Source organism: Bacillus sp. MT(2024), from assembly GCF_036362845.1.
GTDB classification, from domain to species: domain Bacteria; phylum Bacillota; class Bacilli; order Bacillales; family Bacillaceae; genus Bacillus; species Bacillus velezensis.
This window is the reverse complement of sequence record NZ_CP143632.1, coordinates 3,320,293-3,344,193: the sequence shown is the minus strand read 5'-3', so window position 1 is coordinate 3,344,193 and position 23,901 is coordinate 3,320,293. Positions and strand designations below refer to the sequence as shown.

20 protein-coding genes and 1 other annotated feature are annotated in these 23,901 nt (G+C 46.2%); of the genes, 12 read left to right on the top strand and 8 right to left on the bottom strand.

Going from position 1 to position 23,901, the window contains the following annotated elements; translation table 11 throughout:
• Nucleotides 1-14: 14 nt before the first annotated feature.
• A complete protein-coding gene (gene lutP, locus VP472_RS16705; protein ID WP_146275539.1) occupies nt 15-1,691 on the bottom strand; it encodes an L-lactate permease LutP in 1,677 nt (558 codons plus the stop codon).
• A 205-nt stretch (nt 1,692-1,896) separates the two neighbouring features.
• On the opposite strand from lutP, the gene VP472_RS16700 reads away from it, so the two are divergent.
• The 5 genes from VP472_RS16700 (at nt 1,897) to VP472_RS16680 (ending at nt 6,913) form a co-directional block, all read left to right on the top strand.
• Nucleotides 1,897-2,616 (top strand): L-lactate utilization/bacilysin biosynthesis transcriptional regulator LutR, encoded by a 720-nt coding sequence (locus VP472_RS16700; protein ID WP_282599054.1) that lies wholly within the window; start codon nt 1,897-1,899, stop codon nt 2,614-2,616.
• Nucleotides 2,617-2,646: 30 nt separating this feature from the next.
• Nucleotides 2,647-3,837, top strand: coding sequence for an aminotransferase-like domain-containing protein (locus tag VP472_RS16695; RefSeq protein ID WP_146275537.1), 1,191 nt, complete (start codon nt 2,647-2,649; stop codon nt 3,835-3,837).
• A 180-nt stretch (nt 3,838-4,017) separates the two neighbouring features.
• Nucleotides 4,018-4,734, top strand: a complete 717-nt coding sequence (locus tag VP472_RS16690; protein WP_007613889.1) for a (Fe-S)-binding protein — start codon at nt 4,018-4,020, stop codon at nt 4,732-4,734.
• A gap of 26 nt (nt 4,735-4,760) precedes the next feature.
• Nucleotides 4,761-6,191 (top strand): LutB/LldF family L-lactate oxidation iron-sulfur protein, encoded by a 1,431-nt coding sequence (locus VP472_RS16685; protein ID WP_007407375.1) that lies wholly within the window; start codon nt 4,761-4,763, stop codon nt 6,189-6,191.
• Complete coding sequence (locus tag VP472_RS16680) at nt 6,191-6,913, top strand: LutC/YkgG family protein (protein ID WP_146275535.1); 723 nt, start codon at nt 6,191-6,193, stop codon at nt 6,911-6,913. Before VP472_RS16685 ends, VP472_RS16680 begins: the two co-directional genes overlap by 1 nt.
• Before the next feature lie 35 nt (nt 6,914-6,948).
• Here the strand turns inward: VP472_RS16680 and VP472_RS16675 are convergent, their stop codons facing one another.
• The 3 genes from VP472_RS16675 to VP472_RS16665 all read right to left on the bottom strand — a co-directional run bounded on the left by VP472_RS16675 (nt 6,949) and on the right by VP472_RS16665 (nt 10,878).
• Nucleotides 6,949-8,277 carry a GntP family permease gene (locus VP472_RS16675; protein ID WP_015418256.1) on the bottom strand — a complete coding sequence of 443 codons (1,329 nt, stop codon included), beginning with the start codon at nt 8,275-8,277 and terminating at the stop codon, nt 6,949-6,951.
• 26 nt (nt 8,278-8,303) lie between these two features.
• Nucleotides 8,304-9,848 carry a gluconokinase gene (gene gntK, locus VP472_RS16670; protein ID WP_025853461.1) on the bottom strand — a complete coding sequence of 515 codons (1,545 nt, stop codon included), beginning with the start codon at nt 9,846-9,848 and terminating at the stop codon, nt 8,304-8,306.
• A gap of 172 nt (nt 9,849-10,020) precedes the next feature.
• The gene (locus tag VP472_RS16665; protein ID WP_003151588.1) at nt 10,021-10,878 is read right to left on the bottom strand and encodes a MurR/RpiR family transcriptional regulator; all 858 of its coding nucleotides are present in this window, start codon (nt 10,876-10,878) and stop codon (nt 10,021-10,023) included.
• Between the two features lie 434 nt (nt 10,879-11,312).
• Here VP472_RS16665 and VP472_RS16660 point away from each other — a divergent pair, with 434 nt between their 5' ends.
• From VP472_RS16660 to VP472_RS16650, 3 genes are all read left to right on the top strand, one after another.
• A complete protein-coding gene (locus VP472_RS16660) occupies nt 11,313-12,200 on the top strand; it encodes a Cof-type HAD-IIB family hydrolase (protein ID WP_146275533.1) in 888 nt (295 codons plus the stop codon).
• Nucleotides 12,197-12,865 carry a YczE/YyaS/YitT family protein gene (locus VP472_RS16655; protein WP_146275531.1) on the top strand — a complete coding sequence of 223 codons (669 nt, stop codon included), beginning with the start codon at nt 12,197-12,199 and terminating at the stop codon, nt 12,863-12,865. Before VP472_RS16660 ends, VP472_RS16655 begins: the two co-directional genes overlap by 4 nt.
• A 68-nt stretch (nt 12,866-12,933) precedes the next feature.
• Complete coding sequence (locus VP472_RS16650; protein ID WP_077722869.1) at nt 12,934-13,908, top strand: LacI family DNA-binding transcriptional regulator; 975 nt, start codon at nt 12,934-12,936, stop codon at nt 13,906-13,908.
• Nucleotides 13,909-13,937: 29 nt separating this feature from the next.
• On the opposite strand, the gene VP472_RS16645 is transcribed toward VP472_RS16650, so the two are convergent.
• Nucleotides 13,938-15,245 carry an amidohydrolase family protein gene (locus tag VP472_RS16645; RefSeq protein WP_146275529.1) on the bottom strand — a complete coding sequence of 436 codons (1,308 nt, stop codon included), beginning with the start codon at nt 15,243-15,245 and terminating at the stop codon, nt 13,938-13,940.
• Between the two features lie 631 nt (nt 15,246-15,876).
• Nucleotides 15,877-16,116 (top strand) — a binding site (T-box leader).
• A 61-nt stretch (nt 16,117-16,177) separates the two neighbouring features.
• Between VP472_RS16645 and VP472_RS16640 the strand changes: the two genes are divergently transcribed.
• Nucleotides 16,178-17,518 carry an amino acid permease gene (locus tag VP472_RS16640; protein ID WP_146275527.1) on the top strand — a complete coding sequence of 447 codons (1,341 nt, stop codon included), beginning with the start codon at nt 16,178-16,180 and terminating at the stop codon, nt 17,516-17,518.
• 34 nt (nt 17,519-17,552) lie between these two features.
• Here VP472_RS16640 and VP472_RS16635 read toward each other — a convergent pair whose 3' ends face one another.
• The gene (locus VP472_RS16635) at nt 17,553-18,470 is read right to left on the bottom strand and encodes a DMT family transporter (protein WP_121984582.1); all 918 of its coding nucleotides are present in this window, start codon (nt 18,468-18,470) and stop codon (nt 17,553-17,555) included.
• A gap of 97 nt (nt 18,471-18,567) precedes the next feature.
• Here VP472_RS16635 and VP472_RS16630 point away from each other — a divergent pair, with 97 nt between their 5' ends.
• The gene (locus tag VP472_RS16630; RefSeq protein WP_003151597.1) at nt 18,568-19,446 is read left to right on the top strand and encodes a LysR family transcriptional regulator; all 879 of its coding nucleotides are present in this window, start codon (nt 18,568-18,570) and stop codon (nt 19,444-19,446) included.
• 31 nt (nt 19,447-19,477) lie between these two features.
• Here the strand turns inward: VP472_RS16630 and VP472_RS16625 are convergent, their stop codons facing one another.
• A complete protein-coding gene (locus VP472_RS16625) occupies nt 19,478-19,885 on the bottom strand; it encodes a hypothetical protein (RefSeq protein ID WP_003151600.1) in 408 nt (135 codons plus the stop codon).
• Between the two features lie 275 nt (nt 19,886-20,160).
• On the opposite strand from VP472_RS16625, the gene VP472_RS16620 reads away from it, so the two are divergent.
• A complete protein-coding gene (locus tag VP472_RS16620; protein WP_146275525.1) occupies nt 20,161-21,165 on the top strand; it encodes an LLM class flavin-dependent oxidoreductase in 1,005 nt (334 codons plus the stop codon).
• Nucleotides 21,166-21,287: 122 nt separating this feature from the next.
• Nucleotides 21,288-22,571, top strand: a complete 1,284-nt coding sequence (locus VP472_RS16615) for an ATP-binding protein (protein ID WP_146275523.1) — start codon at nt 21,288-21,290, stop codon at nt 22,569-22,571.
• 29 nt (nt 22,572-22,600) lie between these two features.
• Here the strand turns inward: VP472_RS16615 and VP472_RS16610 are convergent, their stop codons facing one another.
• Nucleotides 22,601-23,689, bottom strand: coding sequence for an arabinose utilization transcriptional regulator AraR (locus VP472_RS16610; RefSeq protein WP_070082402.1), 1,089 nt, complete (start codon nt 23,687-23,689; stop codon nt 22,601-22,603).
• Nucleotides 23,690-23,901: the final 212 nt, after the last annotated feature.

Sequence of the window (23,901 nt, the reverse complement as noted above, 5' to 3'; positions counted from 1 at the left end):
GGAGGTTCTCCGTGTTACGGGATCATCCATGAAAACAGATGATGCTGTAAAAATGTAATGAGACAGACGAGCAGAAGCAAAAACAGACTGTGCTTAATCGTAAAGCGGAAAAGGTCGGCTTCCTTGCCCGCCAGACCGACAGCGGCACAGGCAACCGCAATGGATTGCGGAGAAATCATTTTTCCGGTGACACCGCCTGATGAATTGGCGGCAACGGAGAGAACCGGGTCCATCCCGACAGAGAGCGCCGTCACTTTTTGCAATCCGCCGAACAATAGGTTGGCCGATGTATCAGAGCCGGTAATAAATACGCCGAGCCAGCCGAGCACCGGCGAAAAAAAGGTAAACATCGCGCCCGTCATGGCAAGCGAAAGACCGAGTGTCGTGCTCATGCCGGAAGCATTCGTCACATAAGCAAAGCCGACAACAGAAACAATGGTCACAACCGGAAGCGTTAACTCTTTCACCGTTTCAATAAACGCTTCGCCCCACGTCTTCCACGACATGCCGAGGGCGAACTTGGAGATGACGGCGGCAATCAGAATCGCCGTGCCCGCTGAACCGAGAAGCTCAAGCTTGTACACGGCTTCAATCGGCGTGCCGTCCGCCTGAAGAATCTGCTGATTTACAAATGGGACGGGAGGCGTGAAGGTCAATGCGCGCCCGGCTGCATTCAGCCAGGAAAGCCACATTGACGTTCCTTCATAATGACCGGTTAAGGCAGCCTTCACGCCGGGAATCCCCCAAACGGATATCATGGCCGTCAGAAGAAGGAAAGGAGACCACGCTTTAAACACCGCGGCGCCCCCGTACTTGATCGGCGCCCGGTCAGCGGCCGCTGCTGATTCCCGTTCTGCCGCGAAACGAAAGGCCGTTTTCGGTTTCCAAAATTTCAAAAACAGAGCGAGCGCGGCCATGGAAACAAGCGCCGACAGCACATCCGGAAGCTCGGGCCCTAAAAAATTCGAGCTTGCGTACTGCACGGCCGCAAAGGAGACGCCGGAAACAAGAATGGCCGGCCATACTTCAAAAGCCTTTTTAAACCCGCTCATCAAAATGATTAAGTAAAGCGGAATAAACACGGATAAAAACGGAAGCTGCCGGCCGACCATTTGAGAAATTTCCATTGCCGGTATCCCGGTCGGACCTTCGACGGCGGTAATCGGAATGCCGATCGCACCGAAGGCAACGGGCGCCGTATTGGCAATCAGGCAAATTCCCGCCGCATACAGCGGCTGAAAACCAAGTCCGACGAGCAAAGCGGCCGAGATCGCGACGGGAGCGCCGAAACCGGCGGCGCCTTCTAAAAATGCCCCGAATGAAAAGGCGATGAGCAGCGCCTGCAAACGCCGGTCATCTGTAATTGAGAGCACCGAACTCCGGATAATCTCGAACTGTCCCGTTTTCACGGTGATTTTATACAGAAAGACCGATGTGACGATAATCCAGCCGATCGGAAGCAGCCCGTACACCGCTCCCTGAGAAGCGGACATCACCGCTTTTTCCGCCGGCATGCCGTAAACAAATACAGCGATTAAAAGTGAAACGGCTAACGTTAAAAGCCCCGCTATGTACCCCTTCATCCGTTTCACCGCAAGCGCCCAAAAAAAGAAGATAATCGGCACGAGCGCGCAAACTGCCGATAAAAGCAAATTTCCCCCTAAAGGAGCGTACCCCTGTGTCCATTGCATCCCTAAAAAACCCCTCCTTATGTCATGTAAGCGATTACTTTTTATGATAAGGTCATCTGATGACCGGGTTAATTAGCATTATATTTTGAAAGTTTTGAAAGTACAATACTTTTCTTGAACAAATTGTCTGAACCTGTCGGCAACACAAAAAAAGAAGTATAATAGACGATAAACATCAAGATTCACAAGTGACGGGGTGATCGCGTTGAAATATAAACAAATTAAAACGAAAAAAATCTACGAAGAAGTCGCTGACGCATTGCTGGAGAAGATAAAAGCGGGCGAGCTTAAGCCGGGTGAAAAGCTTGATTCCGTTCAGGCGCTTTCTGAGAGTTTTCAGGTCAGCCGCTCGGCGGTCAGAGAAGCGCTGTCGGCTTTGAAAGCGATGGGGCTCGTCGACATGAAGCAGGGAGAAGGCACATACATAAGAGAATTTGAGCCGTCTCATGTTTCCCAGCCGCTTTCTTCCGCCCTCTTGATGAAAAAAGAGGACGTCAAACAGCTGCTCGAAGTCAGAAAGCTGCTTGAACTCGGCGTCGCCGCCATGGCCGCTGAAAAACGCACCGAAGACGATTTGCAAAAAATCCGCCAAGCTCTCTTGGAGATGAAAGCCATCGACGGAGACGAAGAATTGGGCGAAAAAGCAGATTTCTCCTTTCACATGGCGCTGGCGGAAGCATCACAAAACGGGCTGCTCAAGCATCTCATGAATCATGTCTCCGCGCTCCTTTTGGAAACAATGAGAGAAACGAGAAAAATTTGGCTGTTTTCTAAACGAACGAGCGTGCAGCGATTGTATGAAGAGCATGAACGCATTTACAGCGCCGTCGCCGCCGGAGACGCGGATGAAGCGGAAGCCGCGATGACGGCGCACCTGACGAATGTGGAAGAAGTGCTGGGGGCTTATTTTGAAGAAAATGTATAGAAGCTGACTTGTGAAAGGGGATAACATCACATGCAGGCCGAATCTTTTTTTTCTGACCATGTAAAGAAAGCTCTGACAAACGATCCTCCCGGGGAATGGATGCCGGCAGTTCCGAAAGCGTGCATCCCTCTGCACTCCGGCTATCCCGATCCCGCACTCGTTCCTGATAAGGAGCTGAAAGAAGCCGCCTCCCGCCTTCTGGATGAGGAGCGCGATCTGCCGCTGCATTATATGGGAAGCCCGAGGACGGCCGTTTTAAAAAAGCAGATTCAAGAACGGTTAGCCATCCGCGGCATTCACTGCCGGGACGATGAGCTGATCGTGACATCAGGCGCCTGTCAGGCGATAGATCTGGCTGCGCGGGTTTTCCTCGATGAACAAACCGCCGCTGCCGTTGAAGCTCCGGTCTATATGGAAGCGCTCGAGATTTTTAAAAATTATACACCGCATATCATGAGCATTCCGACAGATCAAGAGGGCCTGCAAATAGAAACATTAGCCTTCATGCTTGAGGAAAGAAAACGAAAAGGGCTTGTGCTTCCCCGTCTTCTCTACACGATACCCGCTTTTCAGAATCCTGCGGGAACCGTAATGTCAGCGAAGCGGAGAACCCGCCTGCTTCAGCTTGCCGAAACGTATGATTTTCTCATCTTGGAGGATGATGCATACGGCGAGCTCGGATTCACCGATATTCCGCCGCCCTTGAAAGCCATGGATCAAAACGGCCGGGTGCTGTACGCCGGTTCATTATCAAAAGTCATCGCCCCGGGTATGAGGATCGGCTGGATTGCAGGGGACGCCGCATTCATCACGGCATTGTCATGGTTAAAAAAAGACTTAGGCCACCCGTTTTCTCAAGCGGTGACCGCCGTCTATCTGGAACAAACGAATGTTGAAGAACGGCTCGCCGCCTTGCGTAAAGCATACCGGAGCAAACGTGACGTATTGATCGCCGCATTAAAGCAATATCTGCCGGAGGCCGCATCCTGGCACGTGCCGGACGGCGGTTATTTTGTCTGGGTGAAAGTGCCGGGGGCGGATACGTCTGCACTTCTGGAGCGGGCTCTTTCTCACGGTGTTTCCTATGTACCCGGTAAATATTTTTTTCTGCATCAGGAAGACGGCGCAGAATATCTCCGTCTGTCGTTCAGTTACGCAGGAAAAGCCGCGCTAAAAGAGGGGGTCCAACGGCTGGGACGCCTGCTGAAAAACGGGATGTAGAGCAGCATGGGAAGCTTTCAGGCTTCTCTTTTTTTGCACCCTTCAGCGCATCGGGCGAAAGGATTTTTCAGAAAAACCTTCCAATCCATATTCAGAATAGTGTAGGATATTCATAGAGCTTTCCAAAAACAGGTCATCAGATGACCAGATCACATACTGAGGATGAAAGAGGGGTTCATCATGAAAGTCTCATTATTTGTCACGTGCCTTGTGGATATGTTTCAGACCAATGTCGGAAAGGCGACGGTTGAGGTGCTGGAACGGCTCGGGTGTGAGGTGGATTTTCCCGAGGGGCAGATTTGCTGCGGGCAGCCCGCATACAACAGCGGGTATGTGACGGATGCGAAAAAAGCAATGAAGCGGATGATTGCCGCGTTTGAAGAAGCGGAGTATGTCGTCAGTCCGTCAGGTTCCTGTACGACGATGTTCCGTGAATATCCGCATCTGTTTCAGGACGATCCGAAGTGGGCCGCAAAAGCGCAGCAGCTTGCGGACAAAACATATGAGTTAACAGATTTTATCGTCAACGTTCTCGGGGTGGAGGATGTCGGGGCGGTGCTGCATAAAAAAGCGACAGTCCATACATCATGCCACATGACGAGGCTGCTCGGCGTGTCGGAGGAGCCGATGAAGCTTTTGCGCCATGTCAAGGGGCTCGAGCTGACCGCGCTTCCCGGAAAGCACCAATGCTGCGGATTCGGAGGAACATTTTCTGTGAAAATGGCGCAAATCTCTGAACAAATGGTGGATGAGAAGGTCGCCTGCGTGGAAGACACGGAGGCCGAGGTGCTGATCGGGGCGGATTGCGGATGTCTGATGAATATCGGCGGGCGTCTTGACCGTAAGGATAAAAACGTCAGAGTCATGCACATCGCAGAAGTGCTGAACAGCAGATAAGACGAGAAACAACAAGGGGGTAAATCATGGCGATGAAAATCGGTACCGCCGCTTTTAAAGAGCGGGTATCAGAAGGAATAGATAATGAGTTTATGAGAGGAGCCGTCTCCGGAGCGCAGGAACGGCTCAGGACAAGAAGGCTTCAGGCGGCCGAGGAATTGGGAAACTGGGAGGATTGGCGTTCCCATGCGGAAGAAATCAGACAGCATGTGCTGGACAATCTTGATTTCTATTTGGAACAGCTCGCCGAAAACGTCGCCAACAGAGGCGGGCATGTCTTTTTCGCCGAAACGGCGGAAGAAGCGTCCTCCTATATCCGCGATGTCATCCGTCAGAAAAACGCCAAAAAAATCGTAAAATCCAAATCCATGGTGACAGAAGAAATCAATATGAACGAAGTGCTTGAGGAAGAGGGCTGTGAAGTCACAGAAACGGATCTCGGCGAATACATTCTCCAGATTGACGATCACGATCCGCCGTCACATATCGTTGCTCCCGCTCTTCACAAAAACAAAGAGCAGATCCGTGACGTGTTTAAAGAGAGACTCGAATACAAACAGACGGAAAAACCGGAAGAGCTCGTCATGCACGCGCGCAGCGTCCTCCGGAAAAAATTTCTCGAAGCGGATGTCGGCATCACGGGCTGCAACTTTGCAATCGCGGATACCGGATCGGTCAGTCTCGTGACAAACGAAGGAAACGGCCGCCTTGTGTCCGCGCTGCCGAAGACGCAGATCACCGTGATGGGAATGGAGCGGATCGTTCCTTCATTTTCTGAGTTTGAAGTGCTTGTCAGCATGCTGACGAGAAGCGCGGTCGGCCAGCGGCTTACAAGTTACATTACGGCGCTGACGGGCCCCCGGCAGCAAGGAGAAGCTGACGGGCCTGAGGAATTCCACCTCGTGGTTGTGGATAACGGGCGTTCCCGCATACTCGGCACGGAATTCCAATCGGTGCTGCAATGTATCCGCTGCGCCGCCTGCATCAACGTCTGTCCCGTGTACCGGCATGTCGGCGGACACTCGTACGGGTCCATCTATTCGGGTCCGATCGGCGCCGTCTTATCGCCTCTTCTCGGCGGATATGACGAATACAAGGAGCTCCCGTACGCATCTTCCTTATGCGCGGCCTGTACGGAAGCGTGTCCGGTTAAAATTCCGCTGCACGAGCTGCTGCTCAAGCATCGGCAGAACATTGTGGAAAAAGAGGGCAAAGCGCCGATCAGCGAAAAACTGGCGATGAAAGCCTTCGGGCTCGGCTCGTCATCCCCGTCCCTTTATAAAATGGGATCGAAATGGGCGCCTGCCGCCATGACGCCGTTTACGGAGGATGACAAAATATCAAAAGGGCCGGGGCCGTTAAAAGAATGGACGGCAATACGGGACTTCCCTGCGCCGCATAAATCGAGATTCAGAGATTGGTTTAAAGACCGGGAAAAACAAAAGGGGGAAGAATGATGATGAAAGGGACGGTTACACATCAGGAATCCTTTCTAAACCGGATCGCCGGAAGTCTGGGCAGAGAGCGCAGGAAATCAGGCGTGTCCCTGCCTGAATGGAAGTATCAGCCTCAATATCAAACGCATGCGGACTGTACGGAAGACGATCTTGTCACGATGCTGAAAGACCACTGCGTCAACATTCATACCGAACTGATCGAAACGGATGCAGCCGGGCTTTACGACGCTTTGCGCGCGCAGGTGAACCGCTTTGAAGGAGGGCCTGTCATCATTCCGAAGGACAGCCGGTTTGAAATGTACGGCTTGCAGACCCTTATGACAGAAGAGTGGCCGGACGAAGGGATTTCCGTTTGGGAATGGGACGCGGAACAAGGAGCGAAAAATATTGAAAAAGCGGAACAAGCGAATGTGGGCATCACATTCAGCGAGATCACGCTTGCGGAATCAGCCACCGTCGTTTTGTATGCGTCAGAGCATGCCGGCCGTTCCGTCAGCCTGCTTCCGACCACCTATATCGCAATCATCCCGAAATCTTCCATTGTGCCGAGAATGACACAGGCCAGCGATATACTGAAACAGCAGATCAGAGACGGCGTCACCGTTCCTTCCTGTATCAACTATATTACCGGACCGAGCAACTCGGCCGATATCGAAATGGATTTGGTTGTCGGCGTCCACGGACCCGTTAAAGCCGCTTATATCCTCGTGAGTGATCGATAAAAAAACAAACCCCGGTTTGCGGCCGGGGTTTGTTTTTATATAAACGCGTTAATGATCATGATAAAACAGATCGCACTGACAGAAATAATCGTTTCCATCGCCGTCCATGTCAGGAACGTTTCTTTTACCGTCATTCCGAAATACTCTTTAATGAGCCAGAAACCGGAGTCATTGACATGTGACAGAATCAAAGAGCCCGCTCCCGTTGCCAAAACGAGAAGCTCGCTGCTGACGCCCGGCATGACAGATGCAATCGGAGCAACAATGCCGGCCGCCGTCATCATGGCGACAGTCGCTGAACCCGTGGCAACACGGATGACCGCCGCGATCGTCCAGCTTAAAAGAACGGGAGAGAAGCTTGAGTGTTTCGCCATGTCAGCGATATACGTGCCGACGCCTGAATCAATCAGGACGTTGTTAAAAGCGCCGCCGGCTCCGATCACAAGCAGAATGGAAGCAATCGGTCCCAGACAGTCATTGCTGAATTTTAAAATGCTTTCTCTGTCAAAGCCCTGATAAAAACCAAGGCTGAAAAAGGAGTAAACCGTGGCGATCAAAAGCGCCGTGACAGGGTCGCCGATAAATTTAAAAGTTTCATAGAGCGTGCTTTTTTCCGGAAGCGCAATTTCGGCAAGCGTGGCCATAAGCATCAGGATCACCGGTACCAATATCGTAAACAATGTATTTGCGAATCCCGGAAGCTTGCGTTTTTCATTCCGTTCAATAAATTGTTTTTTCAACAGTTCGGGAACGGGTTTATGAATGCGCTTACCAATCCATTTTCCGTAAAGCGGCCCCGCGATGATGGCAGTCGGGATGCCGACGATTAAAGAAAACAAAATCGTTTTTCCGACATTGGCGTGATAAATGCCGACAGCCGCCATCGCCGCCGGGTGGGGCGGAACCAATCCGTGCACGACGGAAAGTCCCGCAAGGAGCGGAATCCCGATCGTCACTAATGAAACCCCGGTTTCAATCGCAATCGTAAACAAAAGCGGCACGAGCAGGACGAAGCCGACCTGGAAAAAGACCGGGATGCCGACGATAAAAGCGACGGCCATCATCGCCCAATGCACTTTCTTTTTGCCGAAGCGGCCGATCAGGGTGTGGGCGATCCGCTCCGCACCGCCTGATTCAGCCATCATTTTGCCGAGCATCGTACCGAGGGCCAGCACGATCGCAAGCAGCGACAGCGTATTGCCGAGCCCGGTTTTCATCGAAGTGATAATGTCCGGCAGATTCATGCCCGTTGCGAAACCGACAAGGATGGATGTAATCAAAAGACTGATAAAAGGATTTAACTTAGCGACCGTAATCAATAAGAGTAAAACGATAATAGCGGCAATGACAATAAACAGTAACATGACCTTTTCACCCTTTCAAAGAAGAATTAACGGCTTTGTTTGAGCTGAAATTCACTGATGACGTCAAATTCATCTTTGAGCTTGTCATACAGCCGCTCGTATAAGTAAAACAGCTCAATATATGTTTCGCTGTTTTTGACGTTCGGTTCATGGCGGTGCGAAATTCTGATCCAGTCCTGAACATCCTCGATCCGTTCCATTTCGCCAAGGCTGTGCAAAGCGAGAACGGCCGCTCCGAGCGCAGAGGCTTCGTAACTTTCCGGAACGAGGACTTCCCGTCCCATCGTATCGGACAAAATCTGCCTCCACAGCGGCGATCTCGCAAATCCTCCCGAAGCCCGCACGTCTTTTGCGGGGCCCGCCAAATCTCTCAGTGCGACACCGATTGAAAAGACGCTCATGATGACGCCTTCCAGCACCGCTCTGATAAAATGCTCCCGTTTATGGCGGAGGCTGATGCCGAAAAACGTTCCGCGGGCATTCGGGTTCCAAAACGGCGCGCGCTCCCCTGATAAAAACGGCAGAAACAGCAATCCCTCAGAGCCTGCGGGCACTTTATCAGCAATATCAATCATTAAATCGTACGGATCAATGCCGAGCCGCTTCGCCGTTTCAACTTCCGGAGAAGCGAATTCGTCTCGAAGCCAGCGCAGCATAATGCCTCCGTTATTCGTCGGGCCTCCGATGACCCAATGCTTGTCAGTCAGCGCGTAACAGAATGTCCGCGCTTTTTCATCCGTAATCGGCGCATCCGTCACCGAACGCACGGCTCCGCTTGTTCCGATCGTAACGGCCACTTCGCCTTTGCCGATCGCGCCGACTCCAAGGTTGGCGAGCACGCCGTCATTTGCGCCGATAATAAACGGTGTATCCGCATGAATGCCCATCCGTGCAGCGATTTCCGGCGCAAGGCCGCGCAGCTGATAAGTGGTCGGCACGATGTCCGACAGCTGATCTTCCCGGATTCCGGCAATCCGGAGCGCTTCTTCATCCCAGGAAAGCGTATCTAATCGGAACAGCCCCGTTGCCGAAGCGATCGAATAATCGACGACATAAGTTCCGAAAAACTCGTGCAGAATATATTCTTTAATACTGATGAATTTGGCGGTTTTCGCGAATGTCTCCTTGTCCTGTTCTTTCATCCACACAATTTTGGAAAGCGGAGACATCGGATGAATCGGCGTACCCGTTCTTTTATAAATATCAAAACCGTTCATCTCTTTTATAATCCGTTTTGATTGCTCGGCGCTGCGGTTGTCCGCCCAAATGATGCTTTTGGTCAGCAGGCCGCCGTTTTGATCGACAGCTATCAATGAGTGCATGGCGGTGCTGATGCCGATTGCAAGCAGATTGTCAGGACTCAGTCCGGCCTTTGTGACGGCGCCCCTGATGCTTCCGATCACCGCTTCCAAAATGTGCTCAGGATCCTGCTCGGCCCATGCCGGCTTTGGCTGTATTAAATCATAGTGAACCGAATGCTTGGCTAACACTTTGCCTCTTGGTCCGAACAGAACGGCTTTCGTACTGGTCGTGCCGATATCCAGACCGATAACAGCTTGGGTTTCCTTCATAATATATCCCGCCTAATCTGATTGAATAATAAGATAGATTTATAATGTATGCCCTTACAAAGTCAATTATAGGAATAATTTTTTTATAAATCAACGATGAAGAAGAAAATTTTTTTCATAAAATTGCCTCAATTCCCGCTGTATCGGCATTCTCTCTTTTGAAAAATAAATATTACAAACGTTTGTGCGCGATCATTTTTCTGATTTGCTGCAAGTTGGCGAGCGTTTTCTCCTGCCGCAGCCGGGCCGTGGCGAAATACAGTGTATCAATGACCGACAGCTGGGCAAGCCTTGCGGACATCGCTTCCGTTCTGAAAGCCGTCTCCCTTGTTGACGTATACAGCACAACGTCGGAAATCTGGGTGAGCGGCGACTTTTGGTAGCTTGTAATGCCGATCGTGCCGGCGCCGAGCGATTTGGCCGTTTTCACCGCGTCGAGCACGTCCTTGTTGCTCCCCGAATGAGAAATGCCGATGACTGCGCTTTCGGGACCGAGGAGACCCGCTGACATCGCCTGAAAGTGAGAATCCGTGTGCGCGATGCAATTTATACCCGTACGCATAAATTTATGATACGCGTCAGTGGCGATCAGCCCGGAACCGCCGTTTCCGTAAAATTCGATTCTGTCTGCGCGGTGGATCATTTCTACCGCTTTTTCAACGTCGGCCGGATCTAATAATTGAAAGGTATCGGTCAGACCGGAAATGTTTGTGCGGAAAACTTTCCGGATGATGACTTCGATATCGTCGTCGGGGCTCATTTCTTCATGAATGTGCTGCACCGGCTCCTGAACGATCTCTTGAGCAAGCGCGATTTTTAAATCCTGATAGCCGGAAAAACCGAGCCGCTTGCACAGCCTGAAAATCGTCGCTTCAGAGCTTTTCGTTTTTTCCGCCAGCTGAATGATGGAAAGGTGAACCACGTCTTTCGGTTCCTTCACGATATGGTCTGCAATCGCTCTCAATTTTGGCGACAAACCTTTGCTGGCCGCCTGAATTTTCCCGATGCTGCTTGAATTCACAGGGGTCATGCTATAACCTCCCTACTCGAATGTAAACGCATACTTTTATGATAAAGCAAGTTCTGTCATAAGGGAATCAGGTTTTGCTTTCTTTACCGCAAATGAAAGAAGAAAAGTATATCGGGGACACCGCCTCAATGACACTTCATATATCCGATTTTCACAAAAAGTGATCGTTCTCTGAAAAGTGCCGGTGCCCAAGTCGCCGGCGCTTGAAGTTCCAGATGAATTTCTTCAAATTAGTGTTCCGTCATTAGCAGTCAGTTCTTTGATTAACTGGATTGATCAAAAGAGAAGGATTATTAAGCAGGAGAACACTTGAGAAGCACAGTATAATCAGCTTCTCAGAAAAACTTCAAATTAATATAATAATCTAATTGCTCTGAAACGCGTACCATACATTATACTTTCAATGATTTTTAAACTCTGAGGAGGAAATTTACATGAAAGTAATTGCAATTGACTTAGATGGCACGCTGTTATCAGAGAACTTAACTATCCAAGAACAAGATGTAAGAGCTTTAAAGCTCGGACAAAAACAAGGTCATCTTGTAACAATCGCTACAGGGAGAGCTTTATTTGATGCAAAACACATCATCAATAAATATGATTTGGATTTTCCGATCATTGCTTCAAACGGCGCTCAAATTGATGTGGGAAATCAGGTCATATTCGAACATTTTATGGATTCAGATGTAATCCAACCTATCATCACATGGTTAAATAAAGAAGAAATGTATTATCAGCTTTACTTATCTGACAAAATTGCCGTATCAAATCAAGGAATTCAGCAGCTTGAAAAAGAACTTTACAATACAGTAATGGAAGAACCTCATTTTAATCAAGAAGTATTTTGGAATTCTATTAAAGCTCAGATACATCAATACGGGTTAGAGGAAATACCGGGTACAATTGACCCTATCGATTATCGGTATGTCATAAAATGTATGATCGTTTCGCCAAACCAAAGAAAATTAAAAAAAGCAAAAGAATATTTTGGACAACTGAAGGAGTGTGCCGTAACGAGTTCAGGAGCATTCAATCTCGAGATCACAAGTTCAGGAGTAGATAAAGGAGCGTCATTAAATAAACTTTGTGAACATTATGGAACGGATGCGCGGAATGCAATTGCAATAGGTGATAATCTAAATGATCTGCCTATGTTTCGTGCAGCAGGAATAGGGATAGCCATGGGAAATGCAGATAAGAAGCTTATTCAATTGGCTGCTTTTAAAACGTTAACGAATGATGAGTGTGGTGTATCTTATGCTTTTGATCACTACATTCTGACGAAAGAAGAAGACCCTAAACCGCGGAGTATACAGCCATGATCCATTTTGTGAAAAGATGTTTAATCTATATTGTCGGATTGTTTATTTTATCCGTAGGGGTTGTATGTATGATTAAATCTAATACCGGGATTGCCCCCTGGGATGCTCTGAACGTGGCTTTATCAGAACTCATTGGCCTTACAATCGGGTCATGGGTTTTCATTGTCGGAGGAATTCTTATCTTTATAAACAGCCTCATAAAAATGCGGTTTCCTAATCTAGCCGGTTTTATTCCGATTGTTATTATTGGAAGTTTTGTTGACCTTTTAAACTTAAAGGTTCTTTCGTTCTTAAAAACAGATGCTGTAATTCTTCAATGGAGTTTATTTTTGATAGGGTTGTGTATATTGGCTATGGGAATCGCTATTTATTTAAGAGCATCTTTTCCTTCGATACCGAATGATGAATTAATGCTGGCTATTACTGAACGTACAGGTTGGGGTATTAATATTACAAAGACGATAGGGGAAGCTTTAGCTTTTGTGCTTGCAATCATTCTTCAGGGGCCGATTGGGATAGGAACCATCATTGTGCTGCTGTGTCTGGGGATATTAGTAGGTTTATTTGACAAACTATTACACAAGATGGGGAAGCCCCGTTCTATCTATAGTGTGGGACAGGAAGGCGCATATATTCATGCAGGCCATGATAAAACAATGAATTAAATGCTTTTTTCCCCTTGTGTTGTTCAGTGTGAAATGCTGATAACGCTGTCTAAAAAGGAGTAGCAGTAATGACAAACATTACAGAGATAGCAAAGAAAGCGAACGTTTCTCGGACAACAGTTTCTAGAGTTCTCAATAATCATCCTTATGTAAAACCTGAGAAGCGGGACGCTGTGTTAAAAGCTATGAAGGAATTAAATTATGTACCGAATTTCAACGCGATTAACTTATCCAGGGGGAAGACAAATGTTTTCGGAGTCATTGTTCCCAAAATCAACCATCCGTTTTTCAGTAAACTGATTGCCGGAATAGGCGAAGAGTGTAATAAACATAATTACAGTTTACTTGTGCACCAATCAAATAACGATCCTGAACAAGAAATGGAGTTTTTTAACAGATTGAAATACAAACTTATTGACGGTCTTATTTTGGGATCCTGTGTAAGCCCCCATCACGTACTCGACGAGATATCTGGGTATGGTAATATTGTTTCCTGTGAAGCTTCTGCAAGCAAACAGGTTGCACATATATTTATTAATCATGAGTCAGGAATCAAAATGGCAATTGATCATCTGCGAAATCAAGGACATCAATCCATTGGTCTGTGTATAGGAAATCCTAAGAGCGGTGTTGGCATAAGCAGAAAAAAATCATTTTTTCACTTTCAAAATGAATACGGATTGAAATGGTGTGATAATTGGTACTTTGAGGAACAGTACACTATTGAGAATGGTATAGAAATAGCAAAATTATTACTAAATAAGTCACCTCGTCCTGCGGCAATGGTTGTAGGAAGTGATTACGTTGCGGCGGGGATCATTTATGAAGCAAAAAGACAGGGAATACGAATACCTGAAGAACTGGCGGTTATAGGATTTGATAATCAGCCGATATCTAAGGTAATAGAACTTTCAACGATACATCAACCTATTAAAGAGTTGGGACAAACAGCAGCAAATTTATTATATAACTTAATGAATAACAAAGATGTCCCCAATATAAATAAATTGAACCTAAAACTTATTAAAAGAAAGTCAACTTAAAAAGACCACTTTATGATGGTCTTTTTTGCTTAGCGCAGAATCAGCTCTGGGGCAGGCGCTTTGAAATGAGCTCTTTTTTTCGTTTCATCTATAAAACTGAAGGGCTTCATGGATAGGTTTTCAAGTTCATTTAGGAAATGACAAGCTTTTAATGGCACAAATGATGTCATATTCCATACAACTTTCTCATTAAAACCTATAGCACGAATATTATGCATAAGCCGATCAATTGTGTAAGACCCTGCCGCTACATACCCTTTTCCTTGATACCACAGATTATTCCCTTCAATTTTCTCCAGTGATTGGCCGCACATGGAATCTGTGTCAATGCGATCTGTCATTGCTATAATACCCTCAGAGCCAACAAGTTCTACAACCCGCCGTGCAACTTCTAAGTCTACATGTTCACTATCAAAGTTCATACAAATGGTTAATAAACCTTCTTTCGCGGCTCTCATCAAAGTACCGGGAACTTCTCCGACAAGTGTGTTTATATTATCTATGTTCCATTTATCTAACCGAGCATCTTTTAACCCCTCTAATCTATGCACTCTTTCTTGGGGTGTTCTCCAGGTGTGTTTAAAATTGTTTGGCATATCATTAAACAAATGATCTGTTAAAACGGCATCTGATCCAGTGTAATTGCTGCGTTTTTGCGCTGTATCTATAACTTTCATTATAAGTTCAGAGGTTTCCTCCGGGTATGCTTTTTGGAAGTGACCCAGCGCCGGTTTTACTCCAGCCTCCACAAGTGTATCTACAATCCATTCTAAACTTGGATGTTTTTCGGTGATATATTTCTTTAGATAGGAGTTTTCAGTCATAGCATCTGGAGACAGTACAGTATAAATAAGACCGTATTCTCCACATGAAGCGATCTTTTCCCATTCTTCTTTTAAGGGTGCCCAATTCCCTTTTTCCGGTGTGCCTGCAAAGCTGGCCAATAATGGTCCTTCTAGTGAAATACCTAAAATATTACGGTAACGTCCCTTTCTCTTTTGTGTATGGAACTCTTTCATAAAGGATGCAAATTGATCTAATTGATTATGAGGAAGAAAGATAGAGGGTACACAGAAAATCCCTTCTATTTCAGCTAGTGTATTGATCTTTTCAATATCTAATTGGTCTAAATTGCTAAAATCATAGTCACCGATTCCATGACAATGAAATTCTACTGGAAGAGATGGAACTAAATAAGAACCTGATTTCTTAAAAATCCCTTCTCCTCCAATGTCAAAGTTCAGCCATTCATTATTACTATAGGTTATATCAGCGATTTTCATTACTCCGTTTGTTTCAAGGTAAGCCGGGCTGTTAAATGATGTGCTGGACTGCATAGGAAACGCCTCCTGGAAATGTTTATTTAGTATTCAGTGAAGACACATCATCATCTTAAAGTATGAAACCCGTACCATATCAACCTTTTATTATCATTTTTTGTAAAAAAGTAGGTGTTTTATTCAACTTTCTACACCCGATTTTCTCGTTATTGTCATTTATATCCTGTAAATTCCTTTTAAAAACTCAAAAACACTAGCTGTAACGCCACTAATGCATCTATACTGTTTCGTGTTACGCCAACTAGTGTTCTCCACGAGTTTAATTTGTGGAATTGGTTTCATGTCAATAGCTTTAATAAATGGAATATGACTTCCGGGTATAGAACCTTGTGGGGTCATTGGAGTTGAACTATTAGAAAGAAATGTGTACAGTTACTAAGCTGAGGTACCGGAATAAGAGTAACCTTTCATATTTCTGCCAACTTTTTGCCGCTCAGTCCATATATGCCGATTACGCCATATTAGGAGCCGTCTCAATCCTCATATGAAGATAAACATGTTCAGTCAAAATGTCTTATATAGGTGATAAGAAAACCAGCGGCAAAAATTAGTATTGACTTTGAAAATAGAAGACTGTATATTATGTTACTATATTCAGAAAATAAAAACTCAAGAGATTCATTTAACATAAAACACTGTGAACGGGAGCAGTAAAAGAATCCAGTCAGAAAAAGAGAGCTGCGGGTTGGTGAAACGCGGACTGATTGTTCTTTGAACTCGCCCGGAAGTGGCAGGGCGGAACGGAATTGTCGGAATATTCCCTATGTCCTAACGGCTGACCTTCGTTAAAAGGTTTTTAAGCTGGATTCCGGATATTCGGGATCAACAAGAGTGGTACCGCGGCTGCCTGAGGCACGCCGTCTCTTTTCCTAAAGAGGCGGCGTGCTTTTTTATGTGATGAACACTTTTTGCGAGAGGGCGTGTGATAAATGGAAAAGGACAAGCAAACGTTAAAACGGACGATGTCGTCCAGACACATTATGATGATGGCGCTTGGAGGCGCAATCGGGGCCGGGCTCTTTAAAGGCAGCAGCACGGCGATTGATGAAGCGGGGCCGTCCGTGTTACTGGCCTACCTCCTCGGCGGAATCATTCTGCTGTTTATTATGCAGGGGCTGGCCGAAATGGCCGTCAGAAACAAACATGCAAGGACGTTCCGTGATTTGGTTCAGCAGTCTCTCGGTTCGTACGCTGCATACTTTTTAGACTGGATCTATTGGAAAATGTGGGTGCTCAATATTGCCGCGGAGGCGGTCGTAGCCGCCATTTTCATTCAATATTGGCTGCCGGAATGTCCGATATGGATACTGGCTTTGATCATTTCCATCGTGGTGACGGTCGTAAACATGCTTTCTGTGAAACTGTTTGCCGAGACGGAGTACTGGCTCGCGCTCATTAAAATTACGGTGATTGTCATCTTTATATTATGCGGAATTCTGCTATTATTTTTCTCATTCGGCAATCACACGGCGCCGGGGCTGTCTCATTTAACGGATCACGGAGGGTTTTTCCCGCATGGAGCGGGGGGCGTCATTACGGCGATGCTCGTCGTGATCTACTCATACGGCGGAACGGAAATCATCGGCGTCACGCTGGCGGAGACAAAAAACCCCGAAAAGGTGATTCCGAAAGCTGTCCGAAGCACGTTAACGCGGATTGTCGCTTTTTACTTGCTGCCGTTTTTCATCATCGTCAGCCTGATTCCTTGGAATCAAGTCAACAGCGTTCCCGAAAGCCCGTTTGTCATAGTATTTAAGATGGTCGGAATTCCGGGTGCCGACCATATTATGAATGCCGTCATTCTTCTTGCGATTATCTCGTCTATGAACTCGGGACTGTACGGATCATCCCGCGTCTTATTTACGCAGGCTTCTGACGGCCGGGTGCCGAAAATCTTTTCAAAACTATCGAAGAAAAAGGTTCCCGTCTATGCGATTCTGACTTGTACGTCATTTTTATATGTAGGCGTCCTGATTTCTTTATTTGCGGGAAGCCGGACGTTTAATTATTTGATGGGTTCCCTCGGCTATACCGTGCTGTTCATCTGGCTGATTATCGGATTCGCCCATTTGAAATCAAGAAAACATTCAACAGAACAGCCGGCTTATTACGTCAAATGGTTCCCGTACACGACATGGTTCGCGGTGCTTGCGCTTTTGGCCATCCTGATCGGCGTAATTGCGACGACGTCCATCGTCATCACATGTATCACTGCGGCCATCTATCTCCTCATTACGGCTGCGTATCTCGTGAAAGGGAGACGTCAATAAATAAAAAAACTCTTGCCCCGCGGCAAGAGTTTTTTTAATGAACGGCCTTTTTATCTGCGGCCAGAGCAGGTGTTTTCAGTTTCTTCGGTGTTATATTCACAAAACAAATGCTTGTGACGATCAGAAGCAGTCCGGCTAAAAGGCTGACGGTCAGCGGCTCATGCAGAAATATCGAGCTGACGACAATGGATATGAGCGGGATCAGGAAGGTGTAAGAGGCAACCTTGCTTGCTTCCCCTGAACCGACAAGCGTAAAAAAGGCGAGCCAGCCGAGCGCGATGACAAATACCGAAATGAACAGAAGGCTGAGAATGAACGGAGCTTTCCATTGAATCGCTGAAAAGCTTTCTGAAAAATGGCCGGAGCTGACAAGCAGCACGCCGCCGATCAGAAGCTGAAGAGCGACCATCCAGATAGAGTCCGCGCGTCCGCCCGTTCTTTTCACATATACCGTGCCGAGCGCCCAGCTGACCGCGGAGCCTAAGGCCAAAAGAATGCCGGCGATGGAAATATGGCCACCGAAACCGGCTGCGCTGATGACGGCGACACCGGCAAAGCCCAGAATAAGACCGGCTATTTTCAAAGGATACATCGATTCCCCGAGCCACAGCCAAGAAAAAACGCCCATTAACACCGGCTGGAAAAACACGATGGCTGAAAATAAGCCGGCAGGCAGGTAATTCAAGCCGACCGTTTGCAGGCCGTAAAATAAAGTAATATTTAAAATGGCAGAAATAAGATAGATCGGCCACGTTTCTTTAAAACGCAGCTTTTTAAAACGGGGCAGCGCCACCATTAATAATAGAAGTCCGCCGATCAGCGTGCGGATTCCGGCAAACAGAAGGGGCGGCGAATAGGCGAGCGCGGCCTTTGTCAGCGGCCAGTTAATTCCCCATACCGTGACTAGAAACGCCAGCATAAGAGCCGTCTGTATTTTCGAAAGCTGTTTCACGTCGTTCACTCCTTGTAGAACAATTCCATCATATGATACGGTAATCAGTAAGATAAATAAAATGAATCTTTTTTATGAGGAGCATAAGTAAAATGTTATGACGATTACACAACTGCGGGTTTTTGTTCAAATCGCTGAAACGGGAAGCTTTACAAAAGCGGGGCAGGCGCTGAATATGACGCAGCCCGCCGTCAGCCATGCCATCTCGGCGCTTGAGTCAGAGCTCGGCATCAAGCTGATCATCCGCGAGCGCCGCAACGGCGTAAGGCTCACGGACACGGGCGGAAAAATTCTCGTTCATATCAGAGAGGTGCTCAAAGGCATAGAAAAAGCCGAGCAGCTGGCGGCCGCGGAAAGAGGGCTTGAACAGGGAACGATTCACATCGGCACATTTCCGGCCGCTTCCGCTTATTTCATTCCAAAACTGATCAGCGTGTTTAAAAAACGGTATCCGAAGCTTGAGTTGGTACTTCATGAAGGAACGGTTAACGAAGTAAAGGAATGGCTCCGCTCCCGGGTAATAGATGTAGGGATCACTCTTTTTCCTACGGAAGACATGGAATATCTGCCGCTGAAAAAAGATAAAATGGCCGTCGTGCTTAGAAATGATCATCCGCTTTGCAGCTGTGAGTCAATCACTCTGAAAGATCTTGACCGCCAGCCGATGATCATCTGTGACGGAGGATACGAATCACCGTTTATTGATATGTTTAAGGAGGCAGGATCTGTGCTGACTGCCGCATTCACTGTTTACAACGTCAATACGTCCATCAGCATGATCAAAGAGGGGCTGGGAATTGCGATATTATCACAAATGTCTATGTCCGGAATATCGCTGCCGGAAAATGTCGTGACAAGGGAACTCAATCAGGCGGTGTACCGTGATGTTCTGCTTGCCGTTCCGTCTGTAAAAGAGGCTTCATTAGCTGCAAAACTTTTTATTCAAATCGCGCAGGAGCTCACAAAGAATGAATAAAAAGACCCTAAAAATCTTAGGGTCCTGAATCTTATCGGTTAATTTTAAAAGAGTTTGTCGTATTGACAAGTTTTGAACCGCTGAACGTAGCTTTGACACGATAATAACCTGTCTTGCATCCTTTTAAAGAGAATGACTTAGTCACCCTTACTGAGAAAGAAAAGGTTGTTTTTTTGCAAGTCGTCCATTTCTTTCCTGACTTTCGCTGTAAGTATAGGTTTCCTTTAAAAGTTCGATCTGACGGATACGCTGTACTGAGAGTAAAATCGACACTTTTCGCTTTTTTCGTGTAGTAGGAGGCATCGGTAAATCCGCTTACATTTAAATGCTGCTGAGTGCCGGAATAAAAGTCTGCGGCATATGCCTTATCGGTGTTTCCGGTAAAGAAGATTGCTGCCAGTAAAGCTGTGGTGAGTGCCATTAAGATTTTTTTACGCATATAGACTATGACTTCCTTCCTATTCAATATCATACATATCTTAACATTATTGGATATGTTTTTTCAACGAGAGATTTTCACTTTTATAGGATGAAAAGCTCTTCATATCTGAATGTAATAGATTCATTCATACAGAGTTCACTAGTGACGACCGCTGACTGATTGTTCGAAGATCATCGAATCAAATTGTTTAACTCACGGGAAAAGCTGTGGTAAGGTGTGTGGTAGAGACCTTGTTTAAGATCTGCTTACACTAAACCATAAAGGAGAAAACGATGGCTGAACATACATTGAAAGATACTGCGTTTTCCGTATTGAATTTATCGCCGGTCGTACAGGGGGGAACGGTTGCTGAATCGTTCCGCAACAGCATGGATTTAGCGCGCCGCGCCGAGGAGTGGGGCTATAACCGCTATTGGCTTGCGGAGCATCATAATATAGAAGGAGTCGCCAGCTCGGCAACGGCGGTGCTGATCGGCCACATCGCCGGCGGCACGAAAAAAATCCGCGTCGGTTCAGGGGGCATTATGCTGCCGAATCATTCGTCACTTATAATCGCGGAGCAATTCGGAACCCTTGAAACGTTATATCCGGGGAGGATTGACCTGGGGCTCGGACGCGCGCCGGGAACCGATCAATTAACGGCGAGGGCCTTAAGAAGAAACATAAACAGCGGGGAAGATTTCCCGGAGCAGCTTGAAGAATTGAGAAATTACTTCAAACCGACAGGCAATGTGCGCAATCAAGTCCGCGCCATTCCGGGCGAAGGGCTGGACGTGCCGATCTGGCTTCTGGGATCGAGCGGCTTCAGCGCGCGTCTTGCGGGAGAACTCGGGCTTCCGTTCGCCTTTGCGGCTCACTTCTCACCGAAAAACACCTTGCCCGCCCTTGAGCTGTACCGAAGCTCCTTCCGTCCGTCAGACGTACTGGATCAACCGTACGCGATGGTCGGCGTCACCGTCATTGCCGCCGATACGGATGAAAAGGCGGAGCATCTGGCGACATCGCATTATCAAAGATTTTTAGACCTCGTCCGCGGCACGCCGAACCAGCTGAAGCCTCCTGTTGAAGACATGGATCAAATCTGGTCGCCGTATGAAAAAGCGATGGTCAATGAACAGCTCAGTTCAACGATCGTCGGCGGACCGGAGCGTGTGAAGGAAAAGCTGGAAAGCTTCATCCGGACCACACAGGCGGATGAAATCATGGTCAATTCAGAAAGCTTTGAGCATGCCGACAGAATGAGATCATTTGAGATCATCGCCGAATTAAAAAGATGAAAAACAGGCAGCACATAATATATAGTGTGCTGCCTGTTTTTATGTAATAATATGAAATTTCATACTATTATGATATTATTTATTAGAAAAATTTTCTTGAAATATAGGGAGGGAATAAAAATTTGGATGTTTCTTTGAAAGATGTTTTTGGTATATCGCGGAATGTTTTAAAAAGTTATGTTGATAGACAACAAATTGATGAGGATTACCAAGATAAAATTGAACTTACGGATCATCACATCGTAATATATGGCGAAACAAAAGTCGGAAAAACACTATTAAGAAAAAAATATGTAACCAAAGCTGAAAACACTATAGTGATAGACTGTACGAAGGGAGTTGATTTAGCTGATATTTACACACAGATTTTATACAAATCTGGTGTGGAGATATCTGATAACTTCTCCAAAAGTATTGAAAAGTGCTCAAAAATTGATAGTCAAGTAGAGGCAAATCTATTTCAATTTTTAAAAGCGAAAGTGACCGGAGATTCATCTGAAAAAGAGTTATTAAGTGAATCAGGGAAAATGGATCTTCCCAAAACCGTAAGTGTCAGAGTGGCTGAATCACTGAAGGAAAAAGGTATTCAGTTTATCGTACTGGATGACTTTCATTATTTAAATTTAGTCGATCAATATCTGTTGGCTTTTGATCTGAAAATGTTTTATCAAAGCGGCTTAAGATTCATTATAATCGGGACAAAAATTATAAATGGCTATTTTGAAAAATTCAATGGAGAATTATCTCAAAGGATTGATTATATTGATGCTACTAAATGGTCTACTACAGATTTAATGAATATAAAGAGTAGAGGCTGTAAAGAGCTGAACATAGACATAAGTGAAAATGTAACAAATTATTTTATGGAGGCATCCAGCCAAATAGTTGCGGTATATCAACAACTTCTTTTTGACTATTGTCGTGAAAGTGGAATAAGAAAGAGAAGTCAGAATTACATTGTTCTTGACAGTCTTGAATTAGCTAAGGAATGTAATGCTTTGTATTATAAAAGAGTAAGTGAGGAATATCTGAGAAATATTCAAGACATTGCAGATGGAGAAAGAAAAGCGAAGCTGAAGTTATACTATTATATAATGAAAATTGTGTTAACATCTGATCCAGATATAGCGAGGAGAGGTTTTTCTTTCCAGTACTTGTATGAGAATATTCACCGAATCCATGAGAAAAAGTCAATAAATCATGGTGCGCTGACCTCTGTACTTAATCACTTCGATGAATTGCAATCCAAAAAGGATATCTTTCCAAAGGTTTTTACATACTATGATAAAAGACTATATATTTCAGATTCGTCATTTTATTATATTTTAAAGCATTTTAATAAAGAAAATATAGATGATGTTCTTCCGCCTCATGATTTTCAGCTTAGTTTTCAATTTAATGACTGAAGGGCAGATACTGTTGTATCTGCCCTTTTTCATTCGCCGATCCGCCTGACGGAATTCCGGATGACGAGTTCCGGTTCATACACGACGTCATCCTTCTTCGGTTTTTTATGCTCTAAGCAGTCGATGACGTATTTTGCCGCCGCTTTCCCCATAATGGATTTCGGATGCTTGACAGAGGTGAGCTTCACCTCGGAAATCTGGGCGAAATGTGAATCGTCATAGCCCATGACCGATACGTCATCAGGCACCTTTAAGCCGAATTCTCTGAGAAGATTAATCGTCTTCAGCGCAATTTCATCATTATAACAAAGAATGGCCGTCGGGTATGATCCGCTGTTTTGCTCAAGGGTATGCTTAATTTTTTGAAGAAGCACGGTTTCTTTTTCCTCAGTCGTATAAGTCACGATCATGTCCGGAGACGGGAAAATCCCGCGCTCCCGGTGCGCCTGAAGATAGCCGTTCATCCGTTTGACGCCCTGCGTGTCATCCGCTTTAAAGATACCCATAATGTGCGTGTGGCCGAGGGACATGACGTATTCGCAAGCCATCATGCCGCCTTTGACATCATTGACGGAAAAGCTCGGTGCGGCCAGCTCCGCATAAGAGGCGTTAATCATGGCAAACGGAATGCCGTTTTTCTCCAGGTTGAGATAGTAGCCGATGTTGGGCGTCTGCAGCGCGCTTTTCGTAGGCTCGACAATCAGCCCGTCTATATTTTTGGACAGCAGGTTTTCAAGGCCGCGCCGCTCACTTTCTGTATTGTTGTTGGTGCTCGTCAGCAGCATGGAATAGCCCTGTTCGCTTAAATAAGATTCAATTCCCCTGATGATGCTCGGGAAAATATAGTCTGATATGTACGTTGTAATGACACCGATCGTTTTGTTTGAATGCATGGCTGATTTCGCCGTGCGTGAAGCGACAAAGGTGCCTCCGCCCTGAACGCTGTACAGCAGCCCCTGCGAGACCAAATCTCCGATCGCCTTTCTGATGGTATGGCGGCTGACCCCGAACTGCTGCATCAGCTCATTTTCCGTAGGCAGCTTTTCGTCCGGCTGTACTTTTCCTTGATTCAGCCATGAACAAATTTCTTCTTTTACTTGAGCATATTTCGGTAGCATATCAATTCCTCCAAAATGTATACGGACAAATTCCAGTATAACATAGTAAGCCCTTTCATCAAGCTGTAAAAATAATTGACAGATTATGAAAAACTGCTTATTCTTTATTTGTACGTACTAATTTTCCTTATTTTTAGATAAAATTCTTTATAAGTACGTACAAATGTGGCGGTTCTGAAGAAAACAAAGTAACATCAAGCGCCGCACTCTGT

What these genes read in the sequence shown, in the direction of transcription:
- lutP (WP_146275539.1), bottom strand. Translation starts at nt 1,691, where the DNA reads ATGCAATGGACACAGGGGTACGCTCCTTTAGGGGGAAATTTGCTTTTA.
- VP472_RS16695 (WP_146275537.1), top strand. Translation starts at nt 2,647, where the DNA reads ATGCAGGCCGAATCTTTTTTTTCTGACCATGTAAAGAAAGCTCTGACA.
- VP472_RS16690 (WP_007613889.1), top strand. Translation starts at nt 4,018, where the DNA reads ATGAAAGTCTCATTATTTGTCACGTGCCTTGTGGATATGTTTCAGACC.
- VP472_RS16685 (WP_007407375.1), top strand. Translation starts at nt 4,761, where the DNA reads ATGGCGATGAAAATCGGTACCGCCGCTTTTAAAGAGCGGGTATCAGAA.
- VP472_RS16680 (WP_146275535.1), top strand. Translation starts at nt 6,191, where the DNA reads ATGATGAAAGGGACGGTTACACATCAGGAATCCTTTCTAAACCGGATC.
- VP472_RS16675 (WP_015418256.1), bottom strand. Translation starts at nt 8,277, where the DNA reads ATGTTACTGTTTATTGTCATTGCCGCTATTATCGTTTTACTCTTATTG.
- gntK (WP_025853461.1), bottom strand. Translation starts at nt 9,848, where the DNA reads ATGAAGGAAACCCAAGCTGTTATCGGTCTGGATATCGGCACGACCAGT.
- VP472_RS16665 (WP_003151588.1), bottom strand. Translation starts at nt 10,878, where the DNA reads ATGACCCCTGTGAATTCAAGCAGCATCGGGAAAATTCAGGCGGCCAGC.
- VP472_RS16660 (WP_146275533.1), top strand. Translation starts at nt 11,313, where the DNA reads ATGAAAGTAATTGCAATTGACTTAGATGGCACGCTGTTATCAGAGAAC.
- VP472_RS16655 (WP_146275531.1), top strand. Translation starts at nt 12,197, where the DNA reads ATGATCCATTTTGTGAAAAGATGTTTAATCTATATTGTCGGATTGTTT.
- VP472_RS16650 (WP_077722869.1), top strand. Translation starts at nt 12,934, where the DNA reads ATGACAAACATTACAGAGATAGCAAAGAAAGCGAACGTTTCTCGGACA.
- VP472_RS16645 (WP_146275529.1), bottom strand. Translation starts at nt 15,245, where the DNA reads ATGCAGTCCAGCACATCATTTAACAGCCCGGCTTACCTTGAAACAAAC.
- VP472_RS16640 (WP_146275527.1), top strand. Translation starts at nt 16,178, where the DNA reads ATGGAAAAGGACAAGCAAACGTTAAAACGGACGATGTCGTCCAGACAC.
- VP472_RS16630 (WP_003151597.1), top strand. Translation starts at nt 18,568, where the DNA reads ATGACGATTACACAACTGCGGGTTTTTGTTCAAATCGCTGAAACGGGA.
- VP472_RS16625 (WP_003151600.1), bottom strand. Translation starts at nt 19,885, where the DNA reads ATGCGTAAAAAAATCTTAATGGCACTCACCACAGCTTTACTGGCAGCA.
- VP472_RS16620 (WP_146275525.1), top strand. Translation starts at nt 20,161, where the DNA reads ATGGCTGAACATACATTGAAAGATACTGCGTTTTCCGTATTGAATTTA.
- VP472_RS16610 (WP_070082402.1), bottom strand. Translation starts at nt 23,689, where the DNA reads ATGCTACCGAAATATGCTCAAGTAAAAGAAGAAATTTGTTCATGGCTG.